General features: G+C 56.9%; 21 protein-coding genes and 2 pseudogenes. 16 read left to right on the top strand and 7 right to left on the bottom strand.

The window, feature by feature from the left end; translation table 11 throughout:
* The first annotated feature begins 17 nt into the window (after positions 1 to 17).
* The 4 genes from thrA (at position 18) to FFS28_RS11790 (ending at position 5,296) form a co-directional block, all read left to right on the top strand.
* A complete protein-coding gene (gene thrA, locus FFS28_RS11805) occupies positions 18 to 2,480 on the top strand; it encodes a bifunctional aspartate kinase/homoserine dehydrogenase I (protein ID WP_006173999.1) in 2,463 nt (820 codons plus the stop codon).
* 1 nt (position 2,481) lies between these two features.
* Complete coding sequence (gene thrB, locus FFS28_RS11800) at positions 2,482 to 3,411, top strand: homoserine kinase (RefSeq protein WP_137849625.1); 930 nt, start codon at positions 2,482 to 2,484, stop codon at positions 3,409 to 3,411.
* Positions 3,412 to 3,414: 3 nt separating this feature from the next.
* Complete coding sequence (gene thrC / locus FFS28_RS11795) at positions 3,415 to 4,701, top strand: threonine synthase (protein WP_006173993.1); 1,287 nt, start codon at positions 3,415 to 3,417, stop codon at positions 4,699 to 4,701.
* 301 nt (positions 4,702 to 5,002) lie between these two features.
* A complete protein-coding gene (locus FFS28_RS11790) occupies positions 5,003 to 5,296 on the top strand; it encodes a DUF2502 domain-containing protein (protein ID WP_058609644.1) in 294 nt (97 codons plus the stop codon).
* A 33-nt stretch (positions 5,297 to 5,329) separates the two neighbouring features.
* Here FFS28_RS11790 and yaaA read toward each other — a convergent pair whose 3' ends face one another.
* Together yaaA and FFS28_RS11780 are read right to left on the bottom strand one after the other, a co-directional pair.
* Positions 5,330 to 6,103 (bottom strand): peroxide stress protein YaaA, encoded by a 774-nt coding sequence (yaaA, locus tag FFS28_RS11785; RefSeq protein WP_137272865.1) that lies wholly within the window; start codon positions 6,101 to 6,103, stop codon positions 5,330 to 5,332.
* Between the two features lie 66 nt (positions 6,104 to 6,169).
* Positions 6,170 to 7,600 (bottom strand): alanine/glycine:cation symporter family protein, encoded by a 1,431-nt coding sequence (locus FFS28_RS11780; protein ID WP_137849624.1) that lies wholly within the window; start codon positions 7,598 to 7,600, stop codon positions 6,170 to 6,172.
* A gap of 262 nt (positions 7,601 to 7,862) precedes the next feature.
* Here FFS28_RS11780 and tal point away from each other — a divergent pair, with 262 nt between their 5' ends.
* From tal to FFS28_RS11765, 3 genes and pseudogenes are all read left to right on the top strand, one after another.
* Positions 7,863 to 8,816, top strand: a complete 954-nt coding sequence (gene tal, locus FFS28_RS11775; protein WP_006173984.1) for a transaldolase — start codon at positions 7,863 to 7,865, stop codon at positions 8,814 to 8,816.
* 111 nt (positions 8,817 to 8,927) lie between these two features.
* Entirely contained in the window at positions 8,928 to 9,515 is a 588-nt protein-coding gene (mog, locus tag FFS28_RS11770; RefSeq protein ID WP_137849623.1) for a molybdopterin adenylyltransferase, read from the top strand.
* Between the two features lie 122 nt (positions 9,516 to 9,637).
* Positions 9,638 to 10,926, top strand: a pseudogene (locus FFS28_RS11765) (MFS transporter).
* 44 nt (positions 10,927 to 10,970) lie between these two features.
* On the opposite strand, the gene FFS28_RS11760 reads toward FFS28_RS11765, so the two are convergent.
* The 4 genes from FFS28_RS11760 to satP all read right to left on the bottom strand — a co-directional run bounded on the left by FFS28_RS11760 (position 10,971) and on the right by satP (position 14,776).
* Positions 10,971 to 12,107 carry an ABC transporter substrate-binding protein gene (locus tag FFS28_RS11760; RefSeq protein ID WP_137849622.1) on the bottom strand — a complete coding sequence of 379 codons (1,137 nt, stop codon included), beginning with the start codon at positions 12,105 to 12,107 and terminating at the stop codon, positions 10,971 to 10,973.
* A gap of 16 nt (positions 12,108 to 12,123) precedes the next feature.
* Positions 12,124 to 12,903: an ABC transporter ATP-binding protein gene (locus FFS28_RS11755; protein ID WP_137849621.1), complete on the bottom strand. Its 780-nt coding sequence runs from the start codon at positions 12,901 to 12,903 to the stop codon at positions 12,124 to 12,126.
* Positions 12,900 to 13,973 carry a FecCD family ABC transporter permease gene (locus tag FFS28_RS11750; protein ID WP_137849620.1) on the bottom strand — a complete coding sequence of 358 codons (1,074 nt, stop codon included), beginning with the start codon at positions 13,971 to 13,973 and terminating at the stop codon, positions 12,900 to 12,902. The genes FFS28_RS11755 and FFS28_RS11750 overlap by 4 nt, the downstream gene beginning before the upstream one ends.
* Positions 13,974 to 14,209: 236 nt before the next feature.
* The gene (gene satP, locus FFS28_RS11745) at positions 14,210 to 14,776 is read right to left on the bottom strand and encodes an acetate uptake transporter (RefSeq protein ID WP_006173976.1); all 567 of its coding nucleotides are present in this window, start codon (positions 14,774 to 14,776) and stop codon (positions 14,210 to 14,212) included.
* 296 nt (positions 14,777 to 15,072) lie between these two features.
* Between satP and dnaK the strand changes: the two genes are divergently transcribed.
* The 4 genes from dnaK (at position 15,073) to nhaR (ending at position 20,526) form a co-directional block, all read left to right on the top strand.
* Positions 15,073 to 16,986, top strand: coding sequence for a molecular chaperone DnaK (gene dnaK / locus FFS28_RS11740; RefSeq protein ID WP_137849619.1), 1,914 nt, complete (start codon positions 15,073 to 15,075; stop codon positions 16,984 to 16,986).
* Between the two features lie 85 nt (positions 16,987 to 17,071).
* On the top strand, positions 17,072 to 18,220 hold the full coding sequence (gene dnaJ / locus FFS28_RS11735) for a molecular chaperone DnaJ (RefSeq protein WP_006173972.1): 1,149 nt from the start codon (positions 17,072 to 17,074) through the stop codon (positions 18,218 to 18,220).
* A gap of 173 nt (positions 18,221 to 18,393) precedes the next feature.
* Positions 18,394 to 19,569 (top strand): Na+/H+ antiporter NhaA, encoded by a 1,176-nt coding sequence (gene nhaA, locus FFS28_RS11730; protein WP_137849618.1) that lies wholly within the window; start codon positions 18,394 to 18,396, stop codon positions 19,567 to 19,569.
* 57 nt (positions 19,570 to 19,626) lie between these two features.
* Positions 19,627 to 20,526, top strand: coding sequence for a transcriptional activator NhaR (gene nhaR / locus FFS28_RS11725; RefSeq protein WP_006173964.1), 900 nt, complete (start codon positions 19,627 to 19,629; stop codon positions 20,524 to 20,526).
* Between the two features lie 57 nt (positions 20,527 to 20,583).
* On the opposite strand, the gene rpsT is transcribed toward nhaR, so the two are convergent.
* Positions 20,584 to 20,847 (bottom strand): 30S ribosomal protein S20, encoded by a 264-nt coding sequence (gene rpsT, locus FFS28_RS11720; RefSeq protein WP_003856458.1) that lies wholly within the window; start codon positions 20,845 to 20,847, stop codon positions 20,584 to 20,586.
* A 113-nt stretch (positions 20,848 to 20,960) separates the two neighbouring features.
* On the opposite strand from rpsT, the pseudogene FFS28_RS21825 reads away from it, so the two are divergent.
* The 5 genes and pseudogenes from FFS28_RS21825 to fkpB all read left to right on the top strand — a co-directional run bounded on the left by FFS28_RS21825 (position 20,961) and on the right by fkpB (position 26,032).
* A pseudogene (locus FFS28_RS21825) lies at positions 20,961 to 21,168 on the top strand (DUF2575 domain-containing protein).
* A gap of 7 nt (positions 21,169 to 21,175) precedes the next feature.
* A complete protein-coding gene (gene ribF, locus FFS28_RS11705) occupies positions 21,176 to 22,102 on the top strand; it encodes a bifunctional riboflavin kinase/FAD synthetase (RefSeq protein WP_088208840.1) in 927 nt (308 codons plus the stop codon).
* A gap of 45 nt (positions 22,103 to 22,147) precedes the next feature.
* Positions 22,148 to 24,964, top strand: a complete 2,817-nt coding sequence (gene ileS, locus FFS28_RS11700) for an isoleucine--tRNA ligase (RefSeq protein ID WP_137849616.1) — start codon at positions 22,148 to 22,150, stop codon at positions 24,962 to 24,964.
* The gene (gene lspA / locus FFS28_RS11695; RefSeq protein WP_006173956.1) at positions 24,964 to 25,464 is read left to right on the top strand and encodes a signal peptidase II; all 501 of its coding nucleotides are present in this window, start codon (positions 24,964 to 24,966) and stop codon (positions 25,462 to 25,464) included. Before ileS ends, lspA begins: the two co-directional genes overlap by 1 nt.
* A gap of 118 nt (positions 25,465 to 25,582) precedes the next feature.
* On the top strand, positions 25,583 to 26,032 hold the full coding sequence (gene fkpB, locus FFS28_RS11690) for an FKBP-type peptidyl-prolyl cis-trans isomerase (protein WP_006173955.1): 450 nt from the start codon (positions 25,583 to 25,585) through the stop codon (positions 26,030 to 26,032).
* Position 26,033 lies beyond the last annotated feature (1 nt).

The raw sequence follows: 26,033 nt of genomic DNA, 5'->3' as shown, positions 1-26,033 counted from the left end.
GGAAACGAGGTAGAACCATGCGAGTGTTGAAGTTCGGCGGTACATCAGTGGCAAATGCAGAACGTTTTCTGCGTGTTGCCGATATCCTGGAGAGTAACGCCAGGCAGGGGCAGGTTGCTACCGTGCTCTCTGCCCCGGCAAAAATCACTAATCATCTGGTGGCGATGATTGAGAAGACCATCGGTGGCCAGGATGCGCTTGTGAACATCAGCGATGCCGAGCGTATTTTCGCCGAGCTGCTGCAGGGGCTGGCTGAGGCTCAGCCCGGCTTCCCACTCGCGAAGCTGAAAACCGTTGTTGAGCAAGAGTTCGCGCAAATTAAACACGTGCTGCACGGCATTAGCCTGCTCGGCCAGTGCCCGGACAGCATCAATGCGGCGCTGATCTGCCGTGGTGAAAAACTTTCTATCGCCATCATGGCGGGCCTGCTGAGCGCACGCGGCCACAACGTGACGGTGATTGACCCGGTTGAAAAACTGCTGGCTGTGGGCCACTACCTCGAATCCACCGTCGATATTGCCGAATCGACCCGCCGCATTGCCGCGAGCAAAATTCCTGCCGACCACATGATCCTGATGGCGGGCTTCACCGCCGGCAACGAGAAAGGCGAACTGGTGGTGTTGGGCCGTAACGGCTCGGACTACTCTGCGGCCGTGCTGGCGGCGTGCTTACGCGCAGACTGCTGCGAAATCTGGACCGACGTCGACGGGGTTTACACCTGCGACCCGCGCCAGGTGCCGGACGCCAGGCTGCTGAAATCGATGTCGTATCAGGAAGCGATGGAGCTTTCCTACTTCGGCGCCAAAGTGCTGCACCCGCGTACCATCTCCCCAATTGCCCAGTTCCAGATCCCTTGCCTGATCAAAAACACCGGTAACCCGCAGGCACCGGGCACCCTGATAGGTGCCAGCACTGATGAAGATGGCCTGCCGGTGAAGGGCATTTCTAACCTCAACAACATGGCGATGTTCAGCGTCTCCGGCCCTGGCATGAAGGGGATGGTCGGCATGGCGGCGCGCGTATTTGCCGCGATGTCGCGCAACGGGATCTCCGTGGTGCTGATCACCCAGTCCTCATCCGAGTACAGCATCAGCTTCTGCGTACCGCAGATAGACTGCCTGCGCGCGCGCCGTGCGCTGGAAGAGGAGTTTTATCTGGAGCTGAAAGAGGAGCTGCTGGAGCCGCTTTCTATTCAGGAGCGTCTGGCGATCATCTCCGTGGTCGGCGACGGAATGCGCACCCTGCGCGGTATCTCCGCCAAATTCTTCGCCGCGCTGGCCCGCGCCAATATCAACATTGTGGCGATTGCTCAGGGGTCGTCTGAGCGTTCAATTTCTGTGGTCGTGGATAACGACGACGCTACCACCGGTGTGCGCGTGGTCCACCAGATGTTGTTCAACACCGATCAGGTCATTGAGCTGTTCCTGATTGGCGTCGGCGGCGTCGGCGGGGCGCTGCTGGAGCAGGTGAAGCGCCAGCAGGAGTGGCTGAAGAAGAAGCATATCGATCTGCGCGTGTGCGGCATTGCGAACTCGAAAGCGCTGCTGACCAACGTCCACGGGCTGAATCTGGAAAACTGGCAGGCCGAGCTGAGCGGCGCCAACGAGCCGTTCAATCTGGGCCGCCTGATCCGCCTGGTGAAAGAGTATCACCTGCTTAACCCGGTGATTGTCGACTGTACTTCCACTCAGGCGGTGGCCGACCAGTACGCCGATTTCCTGCGCGAAGGCTTCCACGTGGTGACGCCAAATAAAAAGGCCAACACCTCGTCGATGGATTACTACCATCAGCTGCGCCTGGCGGCGAGCAAGTCGCGCCGCAAGTTCCTGTATGACACCAACGTCGGCGCCGGCCTGCCGGTCATCGAAAACCTGCAAAACCTGCTCAACGCGGGCGATGAACTGCAGCGTTTCTCCGGCATCCTCTCCGGCTCGTTATCCTTCATCTTCGGCAAGCTGGAAGAGGGGATGAGCCTGTCGGAGGCGACCCGCGCCGCGCGCGAACTGGGCTATACCGAGCCGGACCCGCGCGATGATCTTTCCGGCATGGACGTGGCGCGCAAGCTGCTGATCCTGGTCCGTGAAACCGGCCGCGAGCTGGAACTGTCGGATATCGTTATTGAACCGGTGCTGCCCGCCGGGTTTGACGACAGCGGGGATGTCAGCACCTTTATGACCCATTTACCGCAGCTCGACGACGCTTTTGCCGCGCGCGTGGCGAAAGCCCGTGATGAAGGTAAGGTATTGCGCTATGTTGGCAATATTGAAGAGGATGGCGTTTGCCGCGTGAAGATTGCCGAAGTGGATGGCAACGATCCGCTGTATAAAGTGAAAAACGGCGAGAACGCCCTGGCGTTTTACAGCCACTATTATCAACCATTACCGCTGGTGCTTCGCGGCTATGGTGCAGGGAACGACGTCACGGCGGCGGGTGTGTTTGCCGATCTGCTGCGTACCCTGTCATGGAAGTTAGGAGTTTAACATGGTCAAAGTTTATGCCCCGGCTTCCAGCGCCAATATGAGCGTCGGGTTTGATGTGCTGGGCGCGGCGGTGACGCCGGTGGACGGTTCGCTGTTGGGCGATACGGTGACGGTGGAAGCGGCAGAGAGCTTCAGCCTGCACAACGTGGGCCGCTTCGCCAGCAAGCTGCCGTCGGACCCGCGCGAGAATATTGTTTATCAGTGCTGGGAAAGGTTCTGTCAGGAGATCGGCAAAAACGTGCCGGTCACCATGACCCTGGAAAAAAGCATGCCGATTGGCTCGGGTCTCGGCTCCAGCGCCTGCTCCGTGGTTGCTGCACTGGTGGCGATGAACGAACACTGCGGAAAGCCGCTGAACAACAACCGCCTGCTGGGGTTAATGGGCGAGCTGGAAGGGCGCATCTCCGGCAGTATTCATTATGATAACGTGGCACCGTGCTTCCTCGGCGGTATGCAGCTGATGATTGAAGAAAATGGCATCATCAGCCAGCAGGTGCCAGGGTTTGACGAGTGGCTGTGGGTGCTGGCCTATCCGGGCATTAAGGTCTCCACCGCCGAAGCGCGCGCGATCCTGCCCGCGCAGTATCGTCGTCAGGACTGTATCGCCCACGGGCGTCATCTGGCAGGCTTTATTCACGCCTGCTATACCCGACAGCCGCAGCTGGCGGCGAAACTGATGAAAGATGTCATTGCCGAGCCGTATCGCACTAAGCTGCTGCCCGGCTTCAACGAGGCGCGAGAAGCGTCACTGGATATTGGCGCGCAGGCGTGCGGCATCTCCGGCTCCGGCCCGACGCTGTTCGCCCTGTGCGATAAGCCTGACACCGCGCAGCGCGTGGCGGACTGGCTCACGAAACACTACCTGCAAAATCAGGAAGGCTTTGTTCATATTTGCCGTCTGGACACGGCTGGCGCACGAGTACTGGGATAAATAATGAAACTCTACAACCTTAAAGATCATAACGAGCAGGTCAGCTTCGCGCAGGCGGTGACTCAGGGGCTGGGCAAAAATCAGGGGCTGTTCTTCCCGCACGACCTGCCGGAATTTCAGCTCACCGACATCGACGAACTGCTGAAGCAGGACTTTGTCACCCGCAGCACCAAAATCCTCTCGGCGTTTATCGGCGATGAGATCCCGCCAGAGCAGCTGGAAGCGCGCGTGCGTGCGGCCTTTGCCTTCCCGGCACCGGTTAAGCAGGTTGAGCCGGACGTCGGCTGTCTGGAGCTGTTCCACGGCCCGACGCTGGCGTTTAAAGACTTCGGCGGCCGCTTTATGGCGCAGATGCTGACCCACATCAGCGGCGACAAGCCGGTGACCATTCTGACCGCCACCTCCGGCGACACCGGTGCCGCGGTCGCGCATGCGTTCTATGGCCTGAAAAATGTCCGCGTGGTGATCCTCTACCCGAAAGGCAAAATCAGCCCGCTGCAGGAAAAACTGTTCTGTACCCTTGGCGGCAACATTGAAACCGTGGCGATCGACGGCGATTTCGATGCCTGTCAGGCGCTGGTTAAACAGGCATTCGACGACGAAGAGCTGAAAGTGGCGCTGGGGCTGAACTCGGCTAACTCCATCAACATCAGCCGTCTGCTGGCGCAGATTTGCTACTACTTCGAAGCAGTGGCACAGCTGCCGCAGGAGGCGCGCAATCAGCTGGTTGTTTCCGTGCCGAGCGGCAACTTTGGCGACCTGACGGCGGGCCTGCTGGCGAAATCGCTGGGTCTGCCGGTGAAACGCTTTATCGCGGCGACCAACGCCAACGACACCGTACCGCGCTTCCTGAAAGACGGGAAATGGGCACCGAACGCCACGCAGGCGACGCTTTCAAATGCGATGGACGTGAGCCAGCCGAACAACTGGCCGCGCGTTGAGGAGCTGTTCCGCCGCAAGGTCTGGCGTCTTGGCGACCTGGGTTACGCTGCCGTGACGGACGAGACCACCAAAGCGACGATGCGCGAGCTGAAAGCGGTGGGATATACCTCAGAACCGCACGCGGCGATTGCCTACCGCGCTCTGCGCGACCAGCTTCAGCCGGGAGAGTATGGCCTGTTCCTCGGCACCGCGCATCCGGCGAAGTTCAAGGAGAGCGTTGAAGCGATCCTCGGTGAAACGCTGCCGCTGCCGAAAGAGCTGGCCGACCGCGCCGACCTGCCGCTGCTGTCTCATGAACTGCCAGCGGATTTTGCCGCGCTGCGTAAGTTAATGATGACGCGCGGGTGATGTTTTGTCGGGTGGCGCTTCGCTTACCCGACCTACAACGCCCACCGCGACCCCATTCGTAGGCCGGGTAAGCACAGCGCCACCCGGCAACAGCGGCACCGATCTGTAGGCCGGGTAAGGCGCAGCCGCCACCCGGCTTTTTTGTGAAGAAATTAAGGAGAAAAAACGCAGTAAATAAGCAGAAATTCCCAATAAATGCGGTCACTTAGCGTTTAGGATTGCAGAGAATAACATCCTCCATCCCCCTCACGTATTCTCCTTACATCGGCCCACGACGGGCAAGAATAATAAGGAGTTATCCATGTCGAAACTGAAACCTGCACTTATCGCGCTTTCACTGATGCTGGTCGCTCCCATGGCGGTACAGGCAGCTGAGATCACCCTCGTGCCTGCGGTAAAACTGCAGATTGGCGATCGGGACAATAACGGACACTACTGGGATGGCGGCCGCTGGCGCGACCATGACTGGTGGAAATCTCACTACGACTGGCGCGATAACCATTGGCGTCCGCACGATGAGCACCATGGGCACGATAACCACCACCACGATCGCCACGACGATCGCGGTCATGGCCCGGACTGGAAGCACCATTAACCAAAAACCCCGCCTGAAGGCGGGGTTTTGTTTTTACTGCGCGTGACGCTTAAACACCAGTTCACCTTTCCCCGACGCGTCTTCGTCAAAGAAATAGCCTTCGCTGTTAAACCCGGTCAGCTGCTCCGGACGGGTCAGGCGGTTTTGAATGATGTAGCGGCTCATCAGCCCGCGCGCTTTTTTGGCGTAGAAGCTGATCACCTTAAACGTGCCGTTCTTCTCATCCAGGAATACCGGCTTGATGATCTCTGCGTCCAGCTTTTTCGGCTTCACCGATTTGTAATATTCGTCGGAGGCGAGGTTAATCACCACGTTATCGCCCTGGGCTTTTAACGCCTGATTAAGCGTATCGGTGATGATATCGCCCCAGAAGTGGTAAAGATCTTTGCCTTTAGCATTTTCGAAACGGATACCCATCTCCAGGCGATACGGCTGCATCAGATCCAGCGGGCGCAGTACGCCATACAGGCCGGAGAGCATGCGCAGATGCTGCTGGGCAAAATCGAAATCGGCTTCACTGAACGTTTCTGCCTGCAGGCCTGTATACACATCGCCTTTGAAAGCGAGCAGCGCCTGGCGGGCATTGTCTGGCGTAAAATCCGGGTGCCAGTCGTGGAAGCGGGTCGCGTTCAGATCGGCAAGTTTGTCGCTAATGCTCATCAGCTTGCCGATTTGCGGAGCGGAAAGCTTGCGCGCCTCGTGGATGAGTTGTTGCGAGTAGTCCAGCAGTTCAGGCTGGGTATACCGCTCGGTGGCGAGTGGGCTCTGGTAATCGAGCGTTTTAGCAGGTGAAATCAGAATCAGCATATCCAGTCCTTGCAGGAAATTTAGGGCGACTTTACCAAAAAATCGCCCTGAATTGATCGATAGCTGTTATTGCCGCGGCAAATCATCCCAGGTACCCGGCGCGATCTGCGCCTCGATTTCAGGATAGCGCGCAGCATCAAACACCGGTGGCACCCCAAGCTTACGCTGGCGCAGGTAGTCCCGGGCGATCAGCGTCACCACCGGTGAGAGCAGTAAGATCGCCGTCAGGTTGGTGATGGCCATCAGCGCCATAATGACGTCTGCCAGCTGCCAGATCAGCGGCATGTGGAGCAGGGAACCCGTCATTACCATCGCGATAACGCACGCGCGAAGCCCGTTGCGTGTAGAACGCGAATCCAGCTTCAGGAAGATGAGGTTATTTTCGGCGTAGATATAATTCACCACAATCGAGCTGAAGGCGAACAGCAACACAATGAGTGAGACAAACCCTGCGCCCCAGTTGCCGACCATGTTGGCCAGCGCCAGTTGGATAAGCTGGATCCCGGCAATCTCTGACGAATGGGAATCGGGGCCAGCCAGCAGCACAATCATCGCGGTGGCGGAGCAGAGAATGATGGTGTCCGTGAACACGCCAATCATCTGGACGATCCCCTGGGCCGCAGGATGAGGAGGCCATGAGGCCGCAGCCGCAGCCGCGTTGGGCGTCGACCCCATGCCCGCTTCATTCGAGAACATGCCCCGCTGAAAGCCTGCCGTGAGCGCCTGACTGATGGTGTAGCCCAGCGCGCCGGAGGCCGCTTCGCGCCAGCCAAACGCGCTCTTAAAGATGCCCGCTACGATCTCCGGCAGCTGATCAATGTGCATCACCGTGACAATCAGGCTGGCTGACACCCACAGGAGTGCCATAACGGGCACCAGGAACTGCATCAGGCGGGCAACGCCTTTCAGGCCCGCGGTGATGGTCAGCAGCGTAAGGGCGGCCAGCATGACGCCGGTGACCCACTCCGGGCAGGCAAAGGCATAACGCAGGGCGTGAGCCACGGAGTTAGCCTGTACGGAATTGAAAATCAGGCCGTAGGCGAGGAGCAAAATGAGGGAAAACAGGACGCCCATCCAGCGCATACCCAGCCCGCGGGCCATATACCAGGCGGGGCCGCCGCGGAACTGACCATTTTTGTCCTTCTCTTTGTAAAGCTGGGCGAGCGAACATTCGGCAAACGAGGTCGCCATGCCGATAACCGCCGTCATCCACATCCAGAAGACCGCACCGGGGCCGCCGGCAGTGATGGCCAGCGCCACGCCCGCCAGATTGCCGCTGCCGACACGCGCGGCGAGGCTGGTACACAGCGCCTGGAACGAGGTCAACCCGCCGGGCTGAGGGCTTACACTGTTTTTCAGACTTCTGCCAAACTTGCGGATATAGCGAAACTGGATAAAACCGCTGCGCAGCGTGAACCATACACCTGCTCCCAGCAGCAGGTATATCATTATCGAACCCCAGAGAATTTCATTAATAAAGAAAAAGAAATCAGGCACTAACGTCCCTCTTGTTGATGCCAAAATGCATATGTAAGCGCTACCAGTGAGTGAGCATGCCGTTACTTAGCAGCCTGTTAATATTGCGAGTTTATCATACTCTGCCTAAGCGCACTGTCTGCGGTTGCGCTACCCCTCCGTCGTGTTATCATCAGGGCAGACCGGTTACATCCCCCTAACAAGTAAACCTGTCATTTTTCCGTTGCTGGCTCGCTGTCGGTAGCGTGAATTATCCAGGGCACGTTAAAAGAGAAACACTATCATGACGGATAAATTGACCTCCCTTCGTCAGTTCACCACTGTCGTAGCTGACACCGGAGATATCGCGGCAATGAAGCTGTACCAGCCGCAGGATGCCACAACCAACCCTTCTCTGATCCTTAACGCCGCGCAGATCCCTGAGTATCGCAAACTGATTGACGACGCTGTGACCTGGGCAAAAGGCCAGAGCAACGACCGCGCGCAGCAGGTTGTGGATGCAACTGACAAACTGGCAGTGAACATCGGTCTGGAAATTCTGAAACTGGTGCCGGGCCGTATCTCTACCGAAGTGGATGCACGCCTGTCCTACGACACCGACGCGTCTATCGCCAAAGCCAAGCGCCTGATCAAGCTGTACAACGACGCGGGCATCAGCAACGACCGTATCCTGATCAAACTGGCCTCTACCTGGCAGGGCATCCGCGCGGCAGAGCAGCTGGAAAAAGAGGGTATCAACTGTAACCTGACCCTGCTGTTCTCCTTCGCGCAGGCGCGTGCATGTGCAGAAGCGGGTGTTTACCTGATTTCTCCGTTCGTTGGCCGTATTCTGGACTGGTACAAAGCTAACACTGACAAAAAAGAGTACGCGGCGTCTGAAGATCCGGGCGTAGTGTCAGTGACGGAAATCTACGAATATTACAAACAGCACGGCTATGAGACCGTTGTGATGGGCGCAAGCTTCCGTAACGTCGGTGAAATCATTGAGCTGGCTGGCTGCGACCGCCTGACTATCGCCCCTGCGCTGCTGAAAGAGCTGGCAGAGAGCGAAGGCGCAATCGAGCGCAAACTGTCTTACACCGGTGAAGTGAAAGCGCGTCCTGAGCGTATCACCGAATCCGAGTTCCTGTGGCAGCACAACCAGGATCCTATGGCGGTAGACAAACTGGCGGACGGTATCCGTAAGTTTGCCATCGACCAGGAAAAACTGGAAAAAATGATCGGCGACCTGCTGTAATCATTTCGCGTGGCCGGGCTCCCGGTCACGCTACTTCTTTCGTACTCTGTCTGAATTCCCCCTCTGCGTGTATCATTCCCCATAGTCAGTACTTTTTTGAATGGAATGAACATGAATACCTTACGCATCGGCTTAGTGTCGATTTCAGACCGCGCCTCCAGCGGTGTTTATCAGGATAAAGGCATCCCCGCACTTGAAGAGTGGCTGAGCAGCGCCTTGACCACCCCGTTTGAGATCCAGACCCGCCTGATCCCGGACGAGCAGCTGATTATTGAGCAGACGCTGTGTGAGCTGGTGGATGAGATGAGCTGCCACCTTGTTCTGACCACCGGCGGAACCGGGCCGGCGCGTCGCGACGTGACCCCGGATGCAACCCTTGCCGTGGCCGATCGTGAAATGCCGGGCTTTGGCGAGCAGATGCGCCAGATCAGCCTGCACTTTGTCCCGACCGCCATTTTGTCGCGTCAGGTTGGCGTGATCCGCAAACAGGCGTTAATACTTAATCTGCCGGGCCAGCCGAAATCGATTAAAGAGACGCTGGAAGGGCTGAAAGGCGAGGATGGCAAGGTCATTGTCCACGGTATTTTCGCAAGTGTACCGTATTGTATACAGTTGCTGGACGGCCCTTACGTGGAAACGCACGACAATGTCGTAGCAGCATTTCGCCCGAAAAGCGCGCGTCGCGAAACAATCTCCTGAAATTAATCAATATGTGACATTAGCTGAAGTCGCGATAGCGTGGTAACCGTTTTACGGTATAGTCATCTTTTCTTTACGATTACTGTAAAAATTAATCCACATCACACGACAAATGGTTCGCTATGTCACATAACGCCCGATCTCTCAATCGACAGGACTATAAAACGCTGACCCTCGCGGCACTGGGTGGCGCGCTGGAGTTTTACGACTTCATCATTTTTGTCTTCTTCGCCGCCGTGGTGGGAGAACTGTTCTTCCCGGCGGATATCCCGGAATGGCTGCGTCAGGTGCAGACCTTCGGGATTTTCGCCGCGGGCTATCTGGCGCGACCGTTGGGCGGCATTGTGATGGCGCACTTCGGCGATCTGGTCGGGCGTAAAAAGATGTTTACCCTCAGTATCTTGCTGATGGCCGTGCCCACTCTGGCGATCGGCCTTCTGCCTACCTACGCCACGATGGGCATTGTTGCTCCGCTACTGCTGTTGCTGATGCGTATTTTGCAGGGCGCTGCAATCGGTGGCGAGGTGCCTGGCGCCTGGGTGTTTGTCGCCGAGCATGTGCCGGCGCGCCGCATTGGTATCGCCTGCGGCACCTTAACGGCAGGGCTGACGATCGGCATTCTTCTTGGTTCGGTGGTGGCGACCATCGTCAACACCAGCATGACGCAGCAGGCCGTCCATGAGTGGGGATGGCGACTCCCCTTCCTGTTAGGCGGTGCGTTCGGGCTGGTGGCGATGTACCTGCGCCGCTGGCTGCAGGAGACGCCCATTTTCCTCGAGATGCAGCAGCGTAAGGCGCTGGCGCAGGAGCTGCCGGTCAAAGCGGTGGTGGTACGCCACCGCCAGGCCGTGGTGGTGTCGATGCTGCTCACCTGGCTGCTGTCGGCGGGCATTGTGGTGGTGATTTTAATGTCGCCGGTCTGGCTGCAAAAGCAGTACGGTTTTGCTCCGGCGGTGACGCTTCAGGCCAACAGTATTGCGACGATTATGCTGTGCTTCGGCTGCCTGGCAGCCGGGCTCGCGGCCGATCGTTTCGGCCCCAGCCTGACCTTTATCGTGGGGAGCCTGCTGCTCGCGGCATCCAGCTGGGCGTTCTATCATCTTGCGGGAAGCCATCCTGAACAACTATTCGTGCTGTACGGCGTTGTGGGGCTGTGCGTGGGCGTCGTGGGGGCCGTGCCTTATGTGATGGTGCGCGCCTTCCCGCCGGAAGTTCGCTTCACCGGCATCTCGTTCTCCTACAACGTTTCGTACGCCATCTTTGGCGGGCTGACGCCGATTGCCGTCACCGTGCTGATGGGCGTGTCGCCGATGGCTCCCGCCTGGTATGTACTGGCGTGTCGCTGATGGGGCTGGTGCTGGGCATCTGGCTGCGTCAGAAACCGGTGAATGCACCAGTTCTGGCCGGATAGCAGGGCAGGCCGGGTGTTGGCGAAGCCGCCACCCGGCTGATGGATTAGTGCGAAGGGGTATAGCTCAGGATAATGTTGTCATCCGGAATGTGGGTGAAGCGGGTGATAATGGTGTGGTAATCCGCCAGCGGGTCGACATCCTTAAATTGCGTTGGATAGAAGATTTTGCTCAGCGCCTCAATGGCGATGATGTTGTACGGGTTGTTGTAGAAGTGGTGATAGAGCGCGCCGGTGTGGCCTTCCGCGACGGCCGGAATGCTCGACACGCCCTGACGCGATAACAGCGCAGTGAACGCCGCGGTCACGTCGCCAGCCGGGACGTTATAGCCGAACGGGATCACCGCCGTGCCTTTACCCGGGCGTTTAGATCCGGTCATCAGGTAGTAATCCGGGTTCATCGAGATAATTTTTTCGACGGAGATATTCCCGGTTGCGCCCGGCAGCAGCTGTGAGCCAATGTTGATCCCGCCCGCTGCCTCGACCAGCCCGCCCCAGCCGTTGCGCGCATGGGTAAAGCAGCAGCCGTTATCCAGGCCACCGACACCGGCAATCGGCTCGATAAACACCAGGGGTTTTTTAGTGATGCCCGCCAGGCGCTGGTGGAGGGTGTCCAGACGCTGTTGATAGAAATCGATGTAGGCCTGCGCGCGCGCCGTCTGGCCCAGGACGTTACCCAGCAGGGCAATGCTCGGCAGGGTGTTTTCAACCGGATGTAGTTCGTAGTCAACGAAAATGACCGGTATATGCAGCGCGTCGAGTTTCTCCAGTACGCCGGTTTGCACCAGCGAAGGTTTGGCGCGAAGCTGGGCGATCATCAGGTCCGGCTGGCGAGAGATCACGGTTTCCAGATCCACGTTCCCCTGGTCGGAAAACTTCATGTCGAGGATCTTCTCTGCTTCCGGCCATTTTCGCTTCAGCACGTTCCAGGTTTCAGTGTCCTGCTTCTTCGGCAGGTTATTCCACGCCACCACGCTGGCAAACGGGTTGTCGCGCTCCAGTAGCGCCAGCGTGAAGATGTCGCGCCCGTCCTGCAAAATGATGTGCTGCGGCTTGTGTTCAATCGTGACCGTGCGGTTATCCAGATCTTTTACCGTGACCGGCCAGCTCTGCGCCTGGGCGATGAAAGGTGAAAGGAGCAGTGCCAGACCGCCTGCGGCGGCGAGAAGTTTTCTGAGCGTCATGTTTTCCCCGTCTGTTTTAGTAAGGCGTTAACCCGTCAACCACCACGTGCGGCAGCCCGCGCGAACAGTATTCAACCCGACCCTGCACGCCGTAGACCGTTGCCAGATTTGCAGCGTTCACTACCTCTCCCGGCGGCCCGCTGGCAATCAACTCGCCGCCTTTAAGCATCATGGCGTAATCGGCATGGCGCAGCGCAATGTTGATGTCGTGGATCACCACCACGGTGACGATATTGCGTAGCCGCGTTTCGCGCGCCACGATATCCATGACGTGAAACTGGTAGTTCAGATCGAGGGCGCTGAGAGGTTCGTCCAGCAGCAGCAGGTCCGGCTGGCGGATAAGAGACTGCGCCAGGCCAATCAGCTGTTTCTGCCCGCCGGAAAGCTGGTCAAGAAAGCTCATCGCCAGGTGCGCGACGCCGAGCTTATCAAGGATGGCGTAGGCCTCTTGCTCAACATTTTCACTCTGCTCGCTGCCGCTGGCCCGGCGGGCCACGATGACCGATTCCAGGGCGTGAAGGTGCACTCCCTGCGGCAAGGACTGCGGCAGATAAACCACCTTCTGCGCACGTTGGGCGGAGGGCATCGTCATCAGGTCTTCCCCGTTGAGGTGTAACGCCCCCTGGGCGGGATTGAGGTCAGCGAGGGCGCGCAGCAGGGTCGACTTACCCGAGCCATTGGGGCCGAGCAGAGCGGTAATTTTCCCGCGTGGCAGGCAGGGCGTATTCAGCCCGGTAATAATTTTTTTCTTGCGATAGTCGGTGTGCAGATCGCGAACGAGCAGGCCGTCGGTCATACGTTCCCCCGGTTACGAATAATGATGCTCAGGAAGAAGGGAACGCCAACGAGCGAGGTGACAATGCCGACGGGAATAATGACGCCGGGCACCATGTTCTTCGAGAAGACCGAGGCCAGCGACAGTACCAGCGCGCCAATCAGCATACTGCCGGGCAGGTAAAAGCGGTGGTCCTCCCCAAACAACATCCGCGAAATGTGCGGCGCGACCAGGCCGATAAAGCCGACCGGCCCCACAAAGGCGACGGTCAATGCCGAGATAATGCTGATGCGAAACAGCGTGGTCATGCGCAGTTTCTTCACGTTGATACCGAAGCTCACGGCACGATCTTCCCCCAGGCGCAGCGCCGTGAGTTTCCACGCGTTTTTCAGCGACAGCGGGACGATAATCACCAGCGCGACGGCCAGGATCGCCAGCTTATCCCAGGAGGCTCTCGCCAGGCTGCCCATCGTCCAGAAGACCAGCCCCTGCAGCGTATCTTCGCTGGCAACGAACTGCAGAATGGAGATCAGGGCGTTGAAGGTAAACACCAGCGCGATTCCGAACAGCACCACGCCCGAGGTGGCGACACGGGTCCAGCGGCTGATGCCGTCGAGAATAAAGCAGGCCAGCAGCGCAAAAACAAAGGCGTTGGCGGGAATAAACCATTTGTCGTCGATGCCGGGAATGCCCAGGCCAAGCACAATCGCCAGCGCGGCGCCGAACGAGGCGGCAGACGACACGCCGAGCGTAAAGGGGCTGGCAAGCGGATTGTTCAGGATGGTCTGCATCTCTGCACCGGCAAGCCCCAGCGCCATCCCCACGGCCACAGCCATCAGCGCGAACGGCAGACGAATATCCCAGACAATGACGCGCGTACCTGCGTCGGCGGCGGAGGCGTTGACGAGGGTGTGCCAGAGGGTCGAAACCGACATGCCGGACGGCCCGAGCGTAAAGTCGAGAAGCAGGGAGCAGACAATTAAAAGCAGAAGCGCGCCCGCAAGGGCGTATCGGCGCAGCACAACCCGGCGATAGTGAGAGGCAATGGTCGATTCGTCAGGCTTTACGCTGGCGACAAGGCTGGAGTTCATTGGATAACCTTATGCAACACAACAACATCGTGATGCCTCCCACCGTTCCTGTGGAGAGCGCTGCATGATATCCAATATCCCGGAGGCTCCGGCGACGATATTTAAAGTGATAATGCTTATCAATTCAATATTGAAATAACGGGTGTTTCATTGACGAACTGTTGGAGTTTTGGCGCAAAATTAAGCGAAGCGGGCAGGGGAGTCGTGCCTGCAGGGCAGGCACGACGGAAGAGCTATCAGTGTTTTTCACCAATCGGCAGCACAGTGCGGCCAAACTGCTCGTTCAGCACTTCGCCCATTGCCAGGTAGATAGCGCTTGCGCCACACACCAGGCCAACCCAGCCCGCGATGTGAACGATGCCTTCGTTATCCGCCAGGTGGCCAATCGCCAGCAGGGCGAACAGCACGGTCAGGCTCAGGAAGACGAACTGCAGCGCGCGGTTAGCCTTCAGCGTACCGAAGAACATGAACAGCGTGAAGACGCCCCACAGGCCCAGGTAAACGCCCAGGAAGTGCGCGTTTGCCGCGTCTGTCAGACCCATTTTAGGCATCAGCAGAATGGCGACCAGCGTCAGCCAGAAGGAGCCGTAAGAGGTAAAGGCCGTTAAGCCAAAGGTGTTGCCTTTTTTGTATTCCAGCAGGCCCGCGAAGATTTGTGCGATACCGCCGTAAAAGATGCCCATCGCCAGGATAATGCCGTCCATCGGGAACATCCCGATATTGTGCAGGTTCAGCAGGATGGTGGTCATGCCAAAACCCATCAGGCCCAGCGGAGCCGGATTAGCCAACTTAGTGTTGCCCATAAGTCCTCAAAAAAAATCATCATTAATATGGTGAAATGGTGAATCCCGCGTCAATTCTCCCTGACGGGGCGCGGCATCATAATGGGGACGCACCATGCCGTCTATGATCTGATCAGGGTGAAATTAAAATATTTTTTATCCTTCCCCCTTGATGGATGCCGTTGCGACCCCATCTTGTAAGCAACCGCAGTGTGTGGACCTGAAAAAATCAAATCTGGGCAGTTGAAAAAGCACGTTCTGCCCTTATTACAGGTACACAACCACATGTTGACTGAATTTTTAGTGGAGACGTTTAGATGGGTAAAATTATTGGTATCGACCTGGGTACTACCAACTCTTGTGTAGCGATTATGGACGGCACTACCGCACGTGTGCTGGAGAATGCCGAGGGCGATCGCACCACGCCTTCTATCATTGCCTATACCCAGGATGGTGAAACTCTGGTTGGTCAGCCGGCTAAACGTCAGGCAGTGACAAACCCGCAAAACACCCTGTTTGCGATTAAACGCCTGATCGGCCGCCGCTTCCAGGACGAAGAAGTTCAGCGTGACGTTGCTATCATGCCGTACAAAATCATCGCGGCGGATAACGGCGATGCATGGCTTGATGTGAAAGGCACCAAAACGGCACCACCGCAGATCTCTGCTGAAGTGCTGAAAAAAATGAAGAAAACGGCGGAAGATTACCTGGGCGAACCGGTAACTGAAGCGGTTATCACCGTACCTGCATACTTCAACGATGCTCAGCGTCAGGCGACGAAAGATGCTGGCCGTATCGCAGGTCTGGAAGTAAAACGTATCATCAACGAACCAACCGCAGCTGCACTGGCTTACGGTCTGGATAAAGAAGTGGGCAACCGTACTATCGCGGTTTACGACCTCGGTGGTGGTACCTTCGATATCTCTATTATCGAAATCGACGACGTTGACGGCGAAAAAACCTTCGAAGTTCTGGCAACCAACGGTGATACCCACCTGGGTGGTGAAGACTTCGACAGCCGTATGATCAACTACCTCGTTGACGAGTTTAAGAAAGATCAGGGCATTGACCTGCGTAACGACCCGCTGGCTATGCAGCGCCTGAAAGAAGCCGCTGAGAAAGCGAAGATCGAGCTGTCTTCCGCTCAGCAGACCGACGTGAACCTGCCGTACATCACTGCAGACGCGACCGGTCCAAAACACATGAACATCAAAGTGACTCGTGCGAAACTGGAAAGCCTGGTCGAAGACCTGGTGAACCGTTCTATCGAGCCGCTGAAAGTTGCGCTGCAGGACGCGGGTCTGTCCGTCTCTGACATCCAGGACGTTATCCTGGTCGGTGGTCAGACGCGTATGCCAATGGTTCAGAAGAAAGTGGCAGAGTTCTTTGGTAAAGAGCCACGTAAAGACGTTAACCCGGACGAAGCTGTTGCTATCGGTGCAGCGGTTCAGGGTGGCGTACTGACCGGTGAAGTGAAAGACGTACTGCTGCTGGACGTTACCCCGCTGTCTCTGGGTATCGAAACCATGGGCGGTGTGATGACGGCGCTCATCAACAAAAACACCACCATCCCAACGAAACACAGCCAGGTGTTCTCTACCGCTGAAGACAACCAGTCTGCGGTAACCATCCATGTGATTCAGGGTGAGCGTAAGCGTGCGGCGGATAACAAATCTCTGGGTCAGTTCAACCTGGACGGTATCAACCCGGCACCACGCGGCATGCCACAGATCGAAGTCACCTTCGACATCGATGCTGACGGTATCCTGCACGTGTCTGCGAAAGACAAAAACAGCGGTAAAGAGCAGAAGATCACCATCAAGGCATCTTCTGGCCTGAACGAAGCGGAAATCGAAAAAATGGTTCGTGATGCAGAAGCTAACGCTGAATCCGACCGTAAGTTCGAAGAGCTGGTTCAGACCCGTAACCAGGGTGACCATCTGCTGCACAGCACCCGTAAGCAGGTTGAAGAAGCAGGCGATAAACTGCCAGCAGAAGACAAAACGGCTATCGAGACTGCACTGAGCGCGCTGGAAACCTTGCTGAAAGGCGAAGACAAAGCGGACATCGAAGCGAAGATGCAGGAGCTGGCACAGGCTTCTCAGAAGCTGATGGAAATCGCACAGCAGCAGCACGCACAGCAGCAGGCTGGCGCTGATGCCTCTGCGAACAACGCGAAAGACGACGACGTGGTCGACGCTGAGTTCGAAGAAGTAAAAGACAAAAAATAATCGCCCTTTGAACGGGTAATTACTGGCACGGGCGAAGAGGTTTCCTCTCCGCCCGTGCACGCATGTTAGGGGCAGATAAAACAAGATGGCGAAGCTTGATTATTACGAGATTTTAGGCGTTCCCAAAACAGCGGAAGAGCGTGAAATCAAAAAGGCGTATAAGCGCCTGGCCATGAAATATCACCCGGACCGTAATCAGGGTGATAAAGAGGCTGAATCCAAATTTAAAGAGATCAAAGAAGCCTACGAAGTTCTGACCGATGCGCAAAAACGTGCAGCCTACGATCAGTACGGTCACGCGGCCTTCGAACAGGGCGGCATGGGCGGCGGCGGATTCGGCGGCGCGGGCGGCTTTGGCGGCGGCGCTGATTTCAGCGATATCTTTGGCGATGTCTTCGGCGACATCTTCGGCGGTGGTCGTGGTCGCCAGCGCGCGGCGCGCGGCGCAGATCTGCGTTACAACATGGATCTGACGCTGGAAGAAGCTGTTCGCGGTGTCACAAAAGAGATCCGTATCCCGACGCTGGAAGAGTGTGACGTTTGCCACGGCAGCGGCGCGAAGGCGGGCACCCAGCCACAGACCTGTCCAACCTGTCACGGTTCCGGTCAGGTGCAGATGCGCCAGGGCTTCTTCGCGGTACAGCAGGCGTGTCCTCACTGTCACGGTCGCGGTACGCTGATTAAAGATCCGTGCAACAAATGCCACGGTCATGGTCGCGTTGAGAAAACCAAAACCCTGTCCGTTAAAATTCCGGCTGGCGTCGATACGGGCGACCGCATCCGTCTGTCTGGCGAAGGTGAAGCAGGCGAGCACGGCGCGCCGGCAGGCGATCTGTACGTTCAGGTTCAGGTGAAACAGCACGCAATCTTTGAGCGTGAAGGTAACAACCTGTACTGCGAAGTGCCGATCAACTTCGCGATGGCCGCGCTTGGTGGCGAGATTGAAGTGCCAACGCTTGATGGCCGCGTCAACCTGAAAGTGCCAGGCGAAACCCAGACCGGCAAGCTGTTCCGCATGCGCGGTAAAGGCGTGAAGTCCGTTCGCGGCGGTGCGCAGGGCGACCTGCTGTGTCGTGTGGTGGTCGAAACGCCGGTTGGCCTCAACGATAAGCAGAAACAGCTGCTGAAAGAGTTGCAGGAAAGCTTTGGTGGGCCGACGGGTGAAAACAATAGCCCACGCTCTAAAAGCTTCTTCGATGGCGTCAAAAAATTCTTCGATGACCTGACCCGCTAATTCTCCGCTGGTCACTATCCTTTAAAAAGCCCGGAAGCGATTCCGGGCTTTTTCTATTTGTGGGTATAGCTCGGTAAAACTGAGTGTAGAGCCAATATTAATCTGATTTTCCCGATCTATATGGCTTGGTATTATGGTTTTAACGACGTATTCTGGGTAAAGAGAGAATTTAAGTGAAATTATTACAACGTTTCTTTAGCAACGAAGCCTCCGGCGGCGTGATCCTGATCATCGCCGCTGCGGCCGCGATGGCCCTGGCTAACATGGGCATTACGCGCGATCTCTACCATGCATTTCTGGAAACCCCCGTCGAGCTGAAGGTCGGGCCGCTGGAAATTAACAAGAACATGCTGCTGTGGATCAACGACGCGCTGATGGCGGTATTCTTCCTGCTGGTAGGGCTGGAGGTGAAGCGTGAGCTAGTGCTGGGTTCGCTTGCCAGCCGACAGCGTGCGGCGTTCCCGGTGATTGCCGCCCTTGGCGGTATGGTCGTACCGGCGTTGCTCTTCCTGGCATTTACCTGGCAGGATCCGGTTGCTCGCCACGGCTGGGCCATTCCGGCCGCCACGGATATCGCCTTTGCGCTCGGGGTACTGGCCCTGCTGGGCAGCCGCGTGCCGATGGCGTTAAAAATCTTCCTGATGGCGCTGGCCATCATTGACGATCTGGGCGCAATCATCATTATTGCGCTGTTCTATACCAGCGACTTGTCGGTGCTGTCGCTGAGCGTGGCGGCTGGGGCGATTGCGGTGCTGGCGTTGCTGAATATCTTCAACGTCCGCCGCATTGGCATTTATATGCTGGTGGGCGTCGTGCTGTGGACCGCCGTGCTGAAATCGGGCGTCCATGCCACGCTGGCGGGGGTGATTGTGGGCTTCTTTGTGCCGCTTAAGCCGCAGGAGGGCAAGTCTCCTGCACAACAGTTAGAGCATGTGCTTCAGCCGTGGGTCGCCTTCATGATCCTGCCGCTGTTTGCCTTTGCCAACGCGGGTGTTTCGCTGGCTGGTGTGACCCTTGATGGCCTGACGTCGGTTCTGCCGCTGGGCATTATTGCCGGGCTGTTTATCGGTAAGCCGCTGGGAGTTAGCCTGTTCTGCTGGTTGGCGCTGAAACTCAAGCTGGCATCGCTGCCGAACGGCGCGACCTTCAGACAAATTATGGCGGTGGGCGTGTTGTGCGGTATCGGGTTTACGATGTCGATTTTCATCTCGACGCTGGCGTTTGGCGCACATGCGCCTGAGCTGATTGTCTGGGCGAAGCTCGGCATTCTTATCGGGTCATTACTGGCCGCAGTAACAGGATATACATTGTTGAAAGTGAAACTGTCAGGGCAGGTTGCCCGGGCATAACGGAAGACCGGGAGAGGGGGACCTTCTCCCGGTAAACGATCAGGGAGCGAAGACGCGATGTCTCATTTGAATTACAACCATCTTTACTACTTCTGGCACGTTTACAAACAAGGCTCGGTGGTGGGGGCCGCAGAGGCGCTCTATCTGACGCCGCAGACCATCACCGGGCAAATCAAAGCCCTGGAAGAGCGCCTGCAGGGCAAACTCTTTAAGCGCAAAGGCCGCGGGATAGAACCAACGGAGCTGGGCGAGCTGGTATTTCGCTATGCGGACAAGATGTTCACCCTCAGCCAGGAGATGCTGGATATCGTCAACTACCGCAAGGAGTCGAACCTGCTCTTTGACGTAGGCGTGGCGGACGCGCTGTCGAAACGGCTGGTGAGCGGCGTGCTGGATGCCGCCGTGGTGGAAGATGAGCAAATTCATTTGCGTTGCTTCGAGTCCACCCATGAGATGCTGCTTGAGCAGCTGAGCCAGCACAAGCTGGATATGATTATCTCGGACTGCCCGATTGACTCCACGCAGCAGGAGGGGCTGTTCTCGGTGAAGATTGGCGAATGCGGTGTCAGCTTCTGGTGCATCAATCCGCCGCCGGAAACACCGTTCCCGGCGTGCCTGGAGGAGCGTCGCCTGCTGGTGCCAGGCAGACGTTCAATGCTGGGACGTAAACTGCAAAACTGGTTTAACTCCCAGGGACTGAAGGTGGAGATCCTCGGAGAGTTCGACGACGCTGCGCTGATGAAGGCTTTTGGCGAAGCGCATAACGCTATCTTTGTCGCACCGACGCTGTACGCGCACGATCTCTATTCGGCGAAGGGCATTACGGAGATTGGCAGGGTCGATAACGTGATGGAGGAGTATCACGCCATATTCGCCGAAAGAATGATTCAGCATCCGGCGGTGCAGCGCATCTGCAACCGGGACTACGCGGCGTTGTTTACGCCACCGGCACTCTGAAGGCATAAAAAAACCCGCGTTAAGCGGGTTCTTTAAACAAGCAACAACAAGTAGCGATTAAGCCAGTTTGTTGATCTGCGCGGTCAGGTTTGCTTTATGACGCGCTGCTTTGTTTTTGTGGATCAGACCTTTAGCAGCCTGACGATCCACGATTGGTTGCATTTCGTTAAATGCGTTCTGCGCTGCAGCTTTGTCGCCAGCTTCGATTGCTGCGTATACTTTCTTGATGAAAGTACGCATCATAGAGCGACGGCTTGCGTTGTGCTTACGAGCCTTTTCAGACTGAACGGCACGTTTCTTAGCTGATTTGATATTAGCCAAGTCCAACTCCCAAATATGATCTATGTGGACAATTCAAAGGCCGAGGAATATGCCCTCTTTGCCTTCTTTTGTCAATGGATTTGTGCAAATAAGCGCCGTTAATAAGCGACGCTATGTTACGTAGTGATGGCGCAGGATTCTACCAGCTTGTCTCGTGCGAATACAGCTTTTCGGCAGAAAAAAAAGCACCTCTAAGGCAGATTTTTTCGCTGTGAAAGGTCAGCATGATGAAATCATTACGGCTTTCTGTTTTGCGTGAACAATCGCCGGTTAACCTTAATCGCTGTACAAGGTATACTTTGGCGATTTTCACTGTTTTGAGCCAGACATGAAGCTGATACGCGGCATACATAATCTCAGCAAAGCCCCGCACGGGTGCGTGCTGACCATTGGTAATTTCGACGGCGTGCATCGTGGTCATCAGGCGCTGTTGCAGGGATTGCGTAAAGAAGGGGAGGCGCGTGGCCTGCCCGTTGTAGTGATGATCTTCGAGCCACAGCCGCTGGAGCTGTTTGCAGGTGAAAAATCTCCTGCCCGCCTGACTCGCCTTCGCGAGAAGCTGCGCTATCTGGCCGAGTCTGGCGTGGACTACGTACTGTGCGTACGTTTCGACCGTCGCTTTGCCGCGCTGACAGCACAAAACTTCGTCAGCGACCTGTTGGTCAAGCAGCTTGGCGTGCAGTTTCTCGCCGTGGGCGATGATTTCCGCTTTGGCGCTGGTCGTCAGGGTGATTTCTTGCTATTACAGAAGGCTGGTCTGGAGTACGGGTTTGACGTCACCAGCGCCATGACGTTCTGCGAAGGCGGCGTTCGCGTCAGCAGCACGGCGGTTCGCCAGGCGCTGGCTAATGACGAACTGGAGACAGCAGCAAACCTGCTGGGGCATCCGTTCACCATTTCAGGCCGCGTGGTGCATGGCGATGCGCTTGGGCGTACCATCGGCTTCCCGACGGCGAATATCCCGCTGCGCCGCCAGGTCTCCCCGGTAAAAGGGGTTTACGCGGTGGAAGTGACTGGCCTTGGCGATAAACCCTTTTATGGCGTCGCTAACATTGGCACGCGTCCTACTGTCGCCGGTGTGCGTCAACAGTTAGAAGTACACCTCCTGGACGTTGTAATGGACCTCTACGGTCGCCATATAGATGTGATACTGCGTAAAAAGATACGCAACGAACAGCGATTTGCCTCGCTGGATGAACTAAAAGCGCAAATTGCGCGAGATGAATTGACGGCCCGTGAGTTTTTTGGGCTATAAAACCGGCTTTAATGCCTACGTGATAAATACGGAACCGAGAATCTGATGAGTGACTTTAAATCAACCCTGAATTTGCCGGAAACAGGGTTCCCGATGCGCGGCGATCTCGCTAAGCGCGAACCGGGAATGCTGGCGCGTTGGACCGATGATGACCTGTACGGCATCATTCGTGCAGCCAAAAAAGGCAAAAAAACCTTCATTCTGCATGATGGCCCTCCCTATGCGAATGGCAGCATTCATATTGGTCACTCGGTTAACAAGATTCTGAAAGACATTATCGTGAAGTCTAAAGGCCTCACGGGGTTCGACTCGCCGTACGTTCCGGGCTGGGACTGCCATGGTCTGCCGATCGAACTGAAAGTTGAGCAAGAGTTCGGTAAACCAGGCGAGAAATTCACCGCCGCTGAATTCCGCGCGAAATGCCGAGAATACGCCGCCACTCAGGTTGACGGTCAGCGTGCTGACTTTATCCGTCTGGGCGTACTGGGCGACTGGTCGCACCCGTACCTGACCATGGATTTCAAAACCGAAGCCAACATCATCCGTGCGCTGGGTAAAATCATCGGTAACGGCCACCTGCATAAAGGCGCGAAGCCGGTGCACTGGTGCGTTGACTGCCGTTCTGCGCTGGCTGAAGCGGAAGTTGAGTATTACGACAAAACCTCGCCGTCTATCGACGTCGCTTTCGAAGCGGTCGATCAGGATGCCATCAAAGGTAAATTCGGTCTGCCTGACGTAAACGGCCCGATCTCGCTGGTGATCTGGACCACCACCCCGTGGACCCTGCCAGCCAACCGTGCGATCTCCCTCTCCAGTGAGTTCGACTACGCGCTGGTGCAGATTGATGGCCGCGCGGTAATCCTGGCGAAAGATCTGGTGGAGAGCGTGCTGAAGCGTGCGAACATCACCGAATACACCGTGCTGGGCACCGTGAAAGGGGATGCGCTGGAACTGATGCGCTTCAAACACCCGTTCCTCGATTTCGATGTGCCTGCGATCCTGGGCGATCACGTAACGCTGGACGCTGGTACCGGTGCGGTTCACACCGCCGGTGGCCACGGTCCTGACGACTACAACATCAGCCTGAAATACGGTCTGGAAATCGCTAACCCGGTGGGGCCAGACGGCTCGTATCTGCCTGGCACCTACCCGGCGCTGGACGGTATCAACGTCTTTAAAGCCAACGACATCATCGTTGACATCCTGCGCACCAGCGGCGCGCTGCTGCACGTAGAGAAAATGCAGCACAGCTATCCGTGCTGCTGGCGCCACAAGACGCCTATCATCTTCCGTGCGACCCCGCAGTGGTTCATCAGCATGGATCAGAAAGGCCTGCGCGCGCAGTCGCTGAAAGAGATCAAAGGCGTGCAGTGGATCCCGGACTGGGGCCAGGCGCGTATCGAATCCATGGTGGCTAACCGTCCTGACTGGTGTATCTCCCGTCAGCGTACCTGGGGCGTGCCAATGTCTCTGTTCGTGCATAAAGAGACGCAGGAACTGCACCCGAATACGCTGGAGCTGATGGAAGACGTGGCGAAGCGCGTCGAAGTTGACGGTATTCAGGCGTGGTGGGATCTCGACGCCCGCGACATCCTGGGCGCGGACGCAGACAACTACGAAAAAGTGCCTGATACCCTGGACGTGTGGTTCGACTCCGGGTCAACCCACTCTTCCGTTGTGGACGTGCGTCCTGAGTTTGCCGGTCACGCCGCCGATATGTATCTGGAAGGGTCTGACCAGCACCGCGGCTGGTTCATGTCATCGCTGATGATCTCCACCGCGATGAAAGGTAAAGCGCCATACCGCCAGGTACTGACTCACGGTTTCACCGTCGATGGTCAGGGCCGTAAGATGTCCAAATCTATCGGCAACACCGTTTCTCCGCAGGACGTGATGAACAAACTGGGCGCGGACATTCTGCGTCTGTGGGTGGCATCAACCGACTACACCGGTGAAATGGCCGTTTCTGATGAAATCCTGAAACGTGCCGCCGACAGCTATCGTCGTATCCGTAACACCGCGCGCTTCCTGCTGGCGAACCTTAACGGTTTCGATCCGGCGAAAGACATGGTGAAACCGGAAGAGATGGTGGTTCTCGACCGCTGGGCGGTTGGCTGTGCGAAAGCCGCGCAGGAAGATATCCTGAAAGCCTACGAGTCTTACGACTTCCACGAAGTGGTGCAGCGCCTGATGCGCTTCTGCTCCATCGAGATGGGCTCGTTCTACCTCGACATCATCAAAGACCGCCAGTACACCGCGAAAGCGGACAGCGTGGCGCGTCGCAGCTGCCAGACTGCGCTGTTCCACATCGCAGAAGCGCTGGTACGCTGGATGGCACCAATCATGTCCTTCACCGCAGACGAGATCTGGGGCTACCTGCCGGGCGACCGCGAGAAGTATGTCTTCACCGGCGAGTGGTACGAAGGTCTGTTCGATCTCTCAAGCACCGAAGCGATGAACGATGCCTTCTGGGACGAGTTGCTGAAAGTGCGTGGCGAAGTGAACAAGGTTATCGAGCAGGCGCGTGCTGATAAGAAAGTCGGTGGTTCTCTGGAAGCGGCAGTGACCCTGTACGCAGAACCTGAGCTGGCGGCCAAGCTGACGGCGCTGGGCGATGAATTACGATTTGTCCTGTTGACCTCCGGTGCGAAAGTTGCGGATTATGCCGGGGCGCCTGCTGATGCACAGCAGAGTGAACTGCTCAAAGGGCTGAAAGTCGCGCTGAGCAAAGCCGACGGTGAGAAGTGCCCGCGTTGCTGGCATTACACCACCGATATCGGCCAGGTGGCGGAACACGCAGAAATCTGCGGACGCTGTGTCAGCAACGTCGCCGGTGATGGCGAAAAACGTAAGTTTGCCTGATGAGTAAACCATTAAGTTCAACAGGACTGCGCTGGCTGTGGCTGGTTGTGGTGGTGCTGATTATCGATCTGGGCAGCAAATTCCTGATCCTCCAGAACTTCGCTCTGGGGGAGACGGTTTCCCTGTTCCCGTCCCTTAATCTGCATTACGCGCGCAACTACGGCGCGGCGTTCAGTTTCCTTGCTGACAGCGGTGGCTGGCAGCGCTGGTTCTTCGCGGGTATCGCAATGGGTATCTGCGTGGTGCTGGCGGTGATGATGTACCGTTCAAAGGCCACGCAGAAGCTGAATAACATCGCCTACGCGCTGATCATTGGCGGTGCGTTAGGCAACCTGTTTGACCGCCTGTGGCACGGCTTCGTGGTCGATATGATCGACTTCTACGTCGGCGACTGGCACTTCGCCACCTTTAACCTGGCCGATAGCGCAATTTGTGTCGGTGCGGCGTTAATCGTGCTGGAAGGCTTCTTGCCTAAACCGGCCGCGAAAGAGCAGGTGTAAGCATTAATGCCGGGTCGCGTGCAGCGATTCCGGCCTATAAAATTTGTGGCCTCCTGTTTGCCGGGTAAACGAAGCGCCACCCGGCAAACAGGCACCCCAAAACAAGCGAGCAATGTGCATGTCTAAATCCGTACAGAGCAACAGCGCAGTCCTCGTTCACTTCACGCTGAAGCTGGACGATGGCTCAACGGCCGAGTCTACCCGTAACAACGGCAAACCTGCCCTGTTCCGTCTTGGCGATACCTCACTGTCTGAAGGTCTTGAGCAACAGCTGCTGGGCCTGAAAGAGGGCGAGAAGAAGGTCTTTTCGCTGGAGCCGGATGCGGCGTTTGGCGTGCCAAGCCCGGACCTGATCCAGTATTTCTCGCGCCGTGAGTTTATGGACGCGGGCGAGCCGGAAATCGGGGCTATCATGCTCTTTACCGCTATGGACGGCAGCGAAATGCCTGGCGTGATCCGCGAAATCAACGGCGACTCTATCACCGTCGACTTCAACCATCCGCTTGCCGGGCGTACCGTTCATTTTGATGTAGAAGTGCTGGAGATCGATCCGGCACTGGAGGCCTGAA

It is taken from the genome of Enterobacter sp. 2VL (assembly GCF_005503595.1).
Taxonomy (GTDB): domain Bacteria; phylum Pseudomonadota; class Gammaproteobacteria; order Enterobacterales; family Enterobacteriaceae; genus Enterobacter; species Enterobacter cancerogenus.
Note: the sequence above shows the minus strand (reverse complement) of the source record. Positions and strands in the feature narration are given on the sequence as shown.

What these genes read in the sequence shown, in the direction of transcription:
- thrA (WP_006173999.1), top strand. Translation starts at nt 18, where the DNA reads ATGCGAGTGTTGAAGTTCGGCGGTACATCAGTGGCAAATGCAGAACGT.
- thrB (WP_137849625.1), top strand. Translation starts at nt 2,482, where the DNA reads ATGGTCAAAGTTTATGCCCCGGCTTCCAGCGCCAATATGAGCGTCGGG.
- thrC (WP_006173993.1), top strand. Translation starts at nt 3,415, where the DNA reads ATGAAACTCTACAACCTTAAAGATCATAACGAGCAGGTCAGCTTCGCG.
- FFS28_RS11790 (WP_058609644.1), top strand. Translation starts at nt 5,003, where the DNA reads ATGTCGAAACTGAAACCTGCACTTATCGCGCTTTCACTGATGCTGGTC.
- yaaA (WP_137272865.1), bottom strand. Translation starts at nt 6,103, where the DNA reads ATGCTGATTCTGATTTCACCTGCTAAAACGCTCGATTACCAGAGCCCA.
- tal (WP_006173984.1), top strand. Translation starts at nt 7,863, where the DNA reads ATGACGGATAAATTGACCTCCCTTCGTCAGTTCACCACTGTCGTAGCT.
- mog (WP_137849623.1), top strand. Translation starts at nt 8,928, where the DNA reads ATGAATACCTTACGCATCGGCTTAGTGTCGATTTCAGACCGCGCCTCC.
- FFS28_RS11760 (WP_137849622.1), bottom strand. Translation starts at nt 12,107, where the DNA reads ATGACGCTCAGAAAACTTCTCGCCGCCGCAGGCGGTCTGGCACTGCTC.
- FFS28_RS11755 (WP_137849621.1), bottom strand. Translation starts at nt 12,903, where the DNA reads ATGACCGACGGCCTGCTCGTTCGCGATCTGCACACCGACTATCGCAAG.
- FFS28_RS11750 (WP_137849620.1), bottom strand. Translation starts at nt 13,973, where the DNA reads ATGAACTCCAGCCTTGTCGCCAGCGTAAAGCCTGACGAATCGACCATT.
- satP (WP_006173976.1), bottom strand. Translation starts at nt 14,776, where the DNA reads ATGGGCAACACTAAGTTGGCTAATCCGGCTCCGCTGGGCCTGATGGGT.
- dnaK (WP_137849619.1), top strand. Translation starts at nt 15,073, where the DNA reads ATGGGTAAAATTATTGGTATCGACCTGGGTACTACCAACTCTTGTGTA.
- dnaJ (WP_006173972.1), top strand. Translation starts at nt 17,072, where the DNA reads ATGGCGAAGCTTGATTATTACGAGATTTTAGGCGTTCCCAAAACAGCG.
- nhaR (WP_006173964.1), top strand. Translation starts at nt 19,627, where the DNA reads ATGTCTCATTTGAATTACAACCATCTTTACTACTTCTGGCACGTTTAC.
- ribF (WP_088208840.1), top strand. Translation starts at nt 21,176, where the DNA reads ATGAAGCTGATACGCGGCATACATAATCTCAGCAAAGCCCCGCACGGG.
- ileS (WP_137849616.1), top strand. Translation starts at nt 22,148, where the DNA reads ATGAGTGACTTTAAATCAACCCTGAATTTGCCGGAAACAGGGTTCCCG.
- lspA (WP_006173956.1), top strand. Translation starts at nt 24,964, where the DNA reads ATGAGTAAACCATTAAGTTCAACAGGACTGCGCTGGCTGTGGCTGGTT.
- fkpB (WP_006173955.1), top strand. Translation starts at nt 25,583, where the DNA reads ATGTCTAAATCCGTACAGAGCAACAGCGCAGTCCTCGTTCACTTCACG.